General features: G+C 52.0%; 4 protein-coding genes and 1 pseudogene. 1 reads left to right on the top strand and 4 read right to left on the bottom strand.

The features are described 5' to 3' along the window. A partial coding sequence (locus N6P30_RS23960) for an IS1 family transposase (protein WP_074174319.1) occupies nucleotides 1-69 on the top strand: 69 nt, incomplete at its 5' end. Between the two features lie 14 nt (nucleotides 70-83). Here the strand turns inward: N6P30_RS23960 and N6P30_RS23955 are convergent. From N6P30_RS23955 to lacI, 4 genes and pseudogenes are all read right to left on the bottom strand, one after another. After that, nucleotides 84-224 (bottom strand): annotated as a pseudogene (locus N6P30_RS23955) (maltose acetyltransferase domain-containing protein); the annotation flags it as partial. A 65-nt stretch (nucleotides 225-289) separates the two neighbouring features. Then, on the bottom strand, nucleotides 290-1,543 hold the full coding sequence (lacY, locus tag N6P30_RS23950; RefSeq protein WP_039184238.1) for a lactose permease: 1,254 nt from the start codon (nucleotides 1,541-1,543) through the stop codon (nucleotides 290-292). Between the two features lie 51 nt (nucleotides 1,544-1,594). Then, nucleotides 1,595-4,669 carry a beta-galactosidase gene (gene lacZ, locus N6P30_RS23945; protein WP_123652770.1) on the bottom strand — a complete coding sequence of 1,025 codons (3,075 nt, stop codon included), beginning with the start codon at nucleotides 4,667-4,669 and terminating at the stop codon, nucleotides 1,595-1,597. A 121-nt stretch (nucleotides 4,670-4,790) separates the two neighbouring features. Then, nucleotides 4,791-5,873, bottom strand: a complete 1,083-nt coding sequence (gene lacI, locus N6P30_RS23940) for a DNA-binding transcriptional repressor LacI (RefSeq protein ID WP_016809493.1) — start codon at nucleotides 5,871-5,873, stop codon at nucleotides 4,791-4,793. Nucleotides 5,874-6,179: the final 306 nt, after the last annotated feature.

The raw sequence follows: 6,179 nt of genomic DNA, 5'->3' as shown, positions 1-6,179 counted from the left end.
CTCTCAAAATCGGTGGAGCTGCATGACAAAGTCATCGGGCATTATCTGAACATAAAACACTATCAATAAGTTGGAGTCATTACCCTTTTTTCAACTTCTGATGGATGCGAGTGATTGAACTCATACATTAATGTTTTCCCACGAAGTCTTTTTTCAGGTAAGCCTTCGCACATATCGGTAAATAGCTTGCCTGCTTTTATTTTTTCTGTCATCGACATGTTCATTTTTAACATTCCGTCCTGATAAGTTGGTCGGATAAGGCGCTCGCGCCGTATCCGACATTAATTTCTTAAGCGACTTCATTCACCTTGCGACGCAGCAGGGAAAGTGGGCCGGGGCCGCTAAGCGTGAACACGGAAATTAAGGTGAAGCCCAGCGCCACCAGACCCAGCACCAGGTAAGCGCCCTGGAAACCGATGCTTTCATACATATTGCCCGCCAGAATAGACATAAAAATCATCGCCAGTTGCTTAAAGAAGCAGAAACTGACCAGATAAATCGTCGCTGAAAAACGCACTTCAAACTGGCTGGTAATATATTTAAAGCAGCCCACCAGCAGGAACGGTACTTCAAACATATGCAGCGTTTTCAGAATAACCACTTCCAGTGCTGAGGTAGCGAACGATGAGCCAATAATACGTACTGACATAATAGTGCCAGCCAGCAGCAGGGCGTTTTTCCCACCGATGCGATTAATGATCAGTGGCGCAAAAAACATAATCGAGGCGTTAAGTAATTCGCCCATTGTCGTTACGTAGCCAAATACCCGCGTACCCTGTTCACCGGTAGCAAAGAACGAAGTAAAGAAATTAGCAAACTGTTGGTCAAAAACATCGTAGGTGCAGGAAACGCCAATAACATACAGTGACAAAAACCACAGTTTTGGCTGTCTGAACAGTTCCAGCGCCAGCTTAAGGCTAAATGCCGAATGGTTGGCACCTACCGCATTGGCAACCGTGGCAGAAGAGGGCGCATCCGTTTTGGCGAAAAAGAGTAAAACGGCGAGGATGAATGCACAGCCAGAACCCAGCCAGAAAACAAACTGATTATTGATGGTGAACATGATGCCGACAATCGAGGCACACAGCGCCCAGCCAACACAGCCAAACATCCGCGCGCGACCAAATTCGAAATTACTGCGACGGCTGACTTTCTCGATAAATGCCTCTACTGCTGGCGCACCGGCGTTAAAACAAAAGCCTAGATAAATACCACCAACAATCGATCCTACTAAAATGTTGTATTGTAACAGTGGCCCGAAGATAAAAATAAAGAACGGCGCAAACATCACTAACATGCCGGTAATAATCCACAGCAGGTATTTGCGCAGCCCGAGTTTGTCAGAAAGCAGACCAAACAGCGGTTGGAATAATAGCGAGAACAGAGAAATAGCGGCAAAAATAATACCCGTATCACTTTTGCTGATATGGTTGATGTCATGTAGCCAAATCGGGAAAAACGGGAAGTAGGCTCCCATGATAAAAAAGTAAAAGAAAAAGAATAAACCGAACATCCAAAAGTTTGTGTTTTTTAAATAGTACATAATGGATTTCCTTACGCGAAATACGGGCAGACATGGCCTGCCCGGTTATTATTATTTTTGACACCAGAGCAACTGGTAATGGTAGCGACCGGCGCTAAGCTGGAATTCCGCCGACACTGACGGGCTCCAGGAGTCGTCGCCACCAATCCCCATATGGAAACCGTCGATATTCAGCCATGTGCCTTCTTCCGCGTGCAGCAGATGGCGATGGCTGGTTTCCATCAGTTGCTGTTGACTGTAGCGGCTGATGTTGAACTGGAAGTCGCCGCGCCACTGGTGTGGGCCATAATTCAATTCGCGCGTCCCGCAGCGCAGACCGTTTTCGCTCGGGAAGACGTACGGGGTATACATGTCTGACAATGGCAGATCCCAGCGGTCAAAACAGGCCGCAGTAAGGCGGTCGGGATAGTTTTCTTGCGGCCCTAATCCGAGCCAGTTTACCCGCTCTGCTACCTGCGCCAGCTGGCAGGTCAGGCCAATCCGCGCCGGATGTGGCGTATTGCTCGCCACTTCAACATCAACGGTAATCGCCATTTGACCACTTCCATCAATCCGGTAGGTTTTCCGGCTGATAAATAAGGTTTTCCCCTGATGCTGCCACGCGTGGACCGTGGTAATCAGCACCGCGTCGGCAAGTGTATCTGCCGTGCACTGCAACAACGCTGCTTCGGCCTGGTAATGGCCCGCCGCCTTCCAGCGTTCGACCCAGGCGTTAGGGTCAATGCGGGTCGTTTCACTTACGCCAATGTCATTATCCAGCGGTGCACGGGTGAATTGATCGCGCAGCGGCGTCAGCAGTTGTTTTTCATCGCCGATCCACATTTGTGAAAGAAGACCTGACAACCGGTTAAATTGCCAACGCTTATTACCAAGTTCGATGCAAAAATCCGTTTCGCTGGTGGTCAGTTGCGGGATGGCGTGGGGCGCGGAGGGTTGTGTCACGCTGAGGTTTTCCGCCAGACGCCATTGCTGCCAGGCGCTGATGTGCCCGGCTGCTGACCATGTGGTCGCGTTCGGTTGCACTACGTGAACCGTTAGCCAGAGTTGCCCGGTGCTCTCCGGCTGCGGTAGTTCAGGCAGTTCAATCAACTGTTTTCCTTGTGGAGCGACATCCAGAGGCACTTCACCGCTTGTCAGCAGCTTGCCATCCAGCGCCACCATCCAGCGCAGGAGCTCGTTATCGCTATGACGGAACAGGTATTCGCTGGTCACTTCGATGGTTTGCCCGGATAAACGGAACTGGAAAAACTGCTGCTGGTGTTTTGCTTCTGTCAGCGCTGGATGCGGCGTGCGGTCTGCAAAGACCAGACCGTTCATGCAGAACTGGCGATCGTTCGGCGTATCGCCAAAATCACCGCCGTAAGCCGACCACGGGTTGCCGTTTTCATCATATTTAATCAGTGATTGATCGACCCAGTCCCAGACGAAGCCGCCCTGTAAACGGGGGTATTGACGAAACGCCTGCCAGTATTTAGCGAAGCCACCAAGACTGTTACCCATTGCGTGGGCATATTCGCAAAGGATCAGCGGACGCAGTTCTCCAGGCAGCGAAAGCCATTTTTTGATGGACCATTTCGGCACAGCCGGGAAGGGCTGGTCTTCATCCACACGCGCGTACATCGGGCAAATAATATCGGTTGCGGAGGTGTCGGCTCCGCCGCCTTCATACTGTACCGGGCGGGAAGGATCGACAGATTTAATCCAGCGATAGAGCGCATCGTGATTAGCACCGTGGCCTGATTCATTCCCCAGCGACCAGATGATCACACTCGGGTGATTACGATCGCGCTGCACCATTCGCGTTACGCGTTCGCTCATCGCGGGTAGCCAGAGCGGATCATCGGTCAGACGATTCATTGGCACCATGCCGTGGGTTTCAATATTGGCTTCATCCACCACGTACAGGCCGTAGCGGTCGCACAACGTGTACCACAGCGGATGATTCGGATAATGCGAACAGCGCACGGCGTTAAAGTTGTTCTGCTTCATCAGCAGGATATCCTGCACCATCGTCTGCTCATCCATGACCTGACCATGCAGAGGATGATGCTCGTGACGGTTAACACCGCGAATCAACAACGGCTTGCCGTTCAGCAGCAGCAGGCCATTTTCAATCCGCACCTCGCGGAAACCGACATCGCAGGCTTCTGCTTCAATCAGCATGCCGTCGGCGGTGTGCAGTTCAATCACCGCACGGTAGAGATTCGGGATTTCGGCGCTCCACAGCGCCGGGTTTTCGACGTTCAGACGTAGCGTGACGCGATTGGCATAACCGCCACGCTCATCGATAATTTCACCGCCGAAAGGCGCGGTGCCGCTGGCGACCTGTGTTTCACCCTGCCACAAAGAAACCGTCACCCTCAGCTCATCGCGCAGCACGCCGTACATCTGAACTTTTGCCTCCAGTACAGCGCGGCTGAAATCATCATTAAAGTGAGTAACAACATGGAAATCGCTGATTTGTGTGGTCGGTTTGTGCAGCAACGAGACGTCACGGAAAATGCCGCTCATCCGCCACATATCCTGATCTTCCAGATAATTGCCGTTACTCCAGCGCAGCACCATCACCGCGAGGCGGTTTTCTCCGGCGTGTAAAAATGCGCTCAGGTCAAATTCAGACGGCAAACGACTGTCCTGTCCGTAACCGACCCAGCGCCCGTTGCACCACAAATGAAACGCCGAGTTAACACCATCAAAAATAATTCGCGTCTGGCCTTCCTGTAGCCAGCTTTCATCAATATTAAATATGAGCGAGTAACAACCCGTCGGATTCTCCGTGGGAACATACGGTGGATTGACCGCAATGGGATAGGTCACGTTGGTGTAGATAGGCGCATCGTAACCGTGCATCTGCCAGTTTGAGGGGACGATGACAGTATCGGCGTCAGGAAGATCGCGCTCCAGCCAGCTTTCTGGTACCGCTTCTGGTGCCGGAAACCAGGCAAAGCGCCATTCACCATTCAGGCTGCGCGACTCTTGGGAAGGGCGATCGGTGCGAGCCTCTTCGCTATTACGCCAGCTGGCGAAAGGGGGATGTGCCGCAAGGCGATTAAGTTGGGTAACGCCAGGGTTTTCCCAGTCACGACGTTGTAATACGACGGCCAGTGAATCCGTAATCATTGTCATAGTTGTATCCTGTGTGAATTGTTATCCGCTCACATTTTCGCATAACATACGAGCCGGACACATAGAGTGTAAAGCCTGGGGTGCCTAATGAGTGAGCTGACTCACATTAATTGCGTTGCGCTCACTGCCCGCTTTCAAGTCGGGAAACTTGTCGTGCCAGCTGCATTAAGGAATCTGCCAACGTGCGGGGAGAGGTGGTTTGCGTATTGGGCGGTAGGGTGGTTTTTCTTTTCACCAGTGAGACGGGCAACAGCTGATTGCTCTTCACCGCCTGGCCCTGAGAGAGTTTCAGCAAGCGGTCCACGCTAGTTTTCCCCAGCAGGCGAAAATCCTGTTTGATGGTGGTTAACGGCGGGATATAACACGAGCTGTCTTCGGTATCGTCGTATCCCACTACCGAGATATCCGCACCAACGCGCAGCCCGGACTCGGTAATAGCGCGCATTGCGCCCAGCGCCATCTGATCGTTGGCAACCAGCATCGCAGTGGGAACGATGCCCTCATTCAGCATTTGCATAGTTTGTTGAAAACCGGACATGGCACTCCAGTCGCCTTCCCGTTCCGCTATCGGATGAATTTGATTGCGTGTGAGATATTTATGCCAGTCCGCCAGACGCAGACGCGCCGAGACAGAACTTAATGGACCGGCTAACAACGCGATTTGCTGGTGACCCAATGCGATCAGATGCTCCACGCCCAGTCGCGTACCGTCTTCATGGGAAAAAATAATACTGTTGATGGGAGTCTGGTCAGAGACATCAAGAAATAGGGCCGGAACATTAGCGCAGGCAGCTTCCACAGCAATGGCATCCTCGTCATCCAGCGGATAGTTAATGATCAGACCACTGACGCGTTGCGCGAGAAGGTTATGTACAGCCGCTTTACAGGCTTCGACGCTGCTTCGTTCTACCATCGACACCACCACGCTGGCACCCAGTTGATCGGCGCGAGATTTAATCGCCGCGACAATTTGCGACGGCGCGTGCAGGGCCAGACTGGAGGTAGCAACGCCAATCAGCAACGACTGTTTGCCCGCCAGTTGTTGTGCCACGCGGTTGGGAATGTAGTTCAGCTGCGCCATCGCCGCTTCCACCTTTTCCCGCGTTTTCGCAGAGACGTGGCTGGCCTGGTTCATCACGCGGGAAACGGTCTGATAAGAGACACCGGCATACTCTGCGACATCGTATAGCGTTACTGGTTTCACATTTACCACCCTGAATTGACTCTCTTCGGGTGCTATCATGCCATACCACGAAATGTTTTGCGCCATTCGGAGGGGGCACGCCGAAGTGAGATTCAAAATGCCGACGTCAGTTCACAGGTGGGTAATGATACCAACGTGTTGATTTCGTATTTTCACTGACACCAGGATCATCCTGATGTTACAAGGATTGAATGACTACAGATTAAAATAGTCATCAACAGGTTGACAGCATTACCGGAAACTTCCTCCGGCTATTCTGCTGAACACGATTAGGGGCACTGTTGCAAAGTTAGCGATGAGGCAGCG

Source organism: Enterobacter sp. PL1 (assembly GCF_945957325.1).
Taxonomy (GTDB): Bacteria; Pseudomonadota; Gammaproteobacteria; order Enterobacterales; family Enterobacteriaceae; genus Enterobacter; species Enterobacter roggenkampii.
This window is presented reverse-complemented; position numbering and strand designations above follow the sequence as displayed.